Consider the following 1,463-nt stretch of genomic DNA (forward strand, 5'->3'; position numbering starts at 1 on the left):
TAACCGACACTGTGGTTCCAGACCCAACTCAGCGCGACACTCAAGCGATTGCGCACGCCAATCAGGAAATAGATGTGCGCCAGCTTCCAGATCCACCAAGCGAGTGCCCCACGCAGCTTCAGACGCCCCATGTCGATCACCGCCAGGCTACGACCGATGGTGGCCAGGTTGCCCTGGTGCTTGTACTTGAACGGCTCATCCACACTTTTGCCTTTCAGCCGCTTCTTGATCAGATTGGCAACGTACTGGCCTTGCTGCTTGGCCGCCGGCGCGATACCTGGCACGTACTTGCCATCCGACATCGCCGATGCCGCCGTGTCGCCAATCACGAAAATCTCGGGATGCCCCGGCACGCTCATGTCCGGCCTGACCAGCACTCGACCGGCACGATCCGCCTCGGCATTCAGCCAACGAGCGGCGGGTGACGCTTGCACCCCGGCCGCCCAGACAATGGTCTTAGCTGGAAGCGGCTTGCCCGCAACGATGACACCGTCAGCCGAGCAGTCGGTGACCGGAGCGCCCAACGCCACTTCAACGCCAAGCTTTTCCAGTGCGCGTCGAGTGTAGTCCGAGAGCTTCTCAGGGAACACCGGCAGCAGACGCGGCCCCGCCTCGATCAGCACCACCCGGGTAGCCCGCGGATCAATGGAACGGAAGTCATGGGCCAACGTGTCTTTCGCCAGCTCAGCGATCGTGCCCGCCAGTTCGACACCCGTGGGACCGCCGCCGATGATCACGAAGGTCTGCAGTGCGGCACGCTCCGCTGGATTATTGGAGCGTTCGGCCTCCTCGAACGCGGAGAGAATCCGTCCGCGAATCGTGGCGGCGTCCTCCAGGGTCTTCAGGCCGGGCGCATGGGGCTCCCATTCATCGTGACCAAAGTAGGCGTGCGTTGCCCCCGTCGCCAGGACCAGCGTGTCGTAACCGACGGTCGAACCGTTGTCGAGCAGGACTTGTCGCGAGCCGACATCCACGCCCTGCACCTCCGCCATAAGCGTCTGCACATTCTGACGGTTGCGGAACAGGTAGCGAATCGGCCAGGCAATTTCGGAGGTCGACAGCGACGCCCCGGCCACCTGGTACAGCAGGGGCTGGAACAGGTGATAGTTGCGGCGGTCGATGATCGTTACGTCCACGTCGGCGCCGGAGAATCCGTTGACAACGTCCAGCCCGCCGAAACCCGCGCCAACGACGACGACATGATGCCGTTTGTCAGAGGTCTTTTTCATCTTCAGGGTCTCCCAGTGTTCAGCGATTCAACGCAGCCGCATGGTGGGCCATGTGTCCGCCCAGGTAGCTCGAAATAAAGTAGTAGCTATGGTCATGCCCGGGCCGCAGGTTGAGGGTCAGCGGATGCCCTGCCTGTTCACAGGCGGCGCGCAGCAATTCCGGCCGCAGCTGGTTCTCGAGAAACTCATCGCCCAGCCCTTGATCGACCAGCAACGGCAAGCGCTCTTGCGCAG

2 protein-coding genes are annotated in these 1,463 nt (G+C 62.5%); both read right to left on the reverse strand.

Annotated features, from left to right (window positions below; all coding sequences use genetic code 11):
- A partial coding sequence (locus EKA13_RS27135; protein WP_065762026.1) for an NAD(P)/FAD-dependent oxidoreductase occupies positions 1 to 1,229 on the reverse strand: 1,229 nt, incomplete at its 3' end.
- A gap of 19 nt (positions 1,230 to 1,248) precedes the next feature.
- A partial coding sequence (locus EKA13_RS27140; protein ID WP_245704436.1) for an alpha/beta hydrolase-fold protein occupies positions 1,249 to 1,463 on the reverse strand: 215 nt, incomplete at its 5' end.

The sequence above is a fragment of the Pseudomonas defluvii genome, from assembly GCF_001695625.1.
GTDB classification, from domain to species: Bacteria; Pseudomonadota; Gammaproteobacteria; order Pseudomonadales; family Pseudomonadaceae; genus Aquipseudomonas; species Aquipseudomonas defluvii.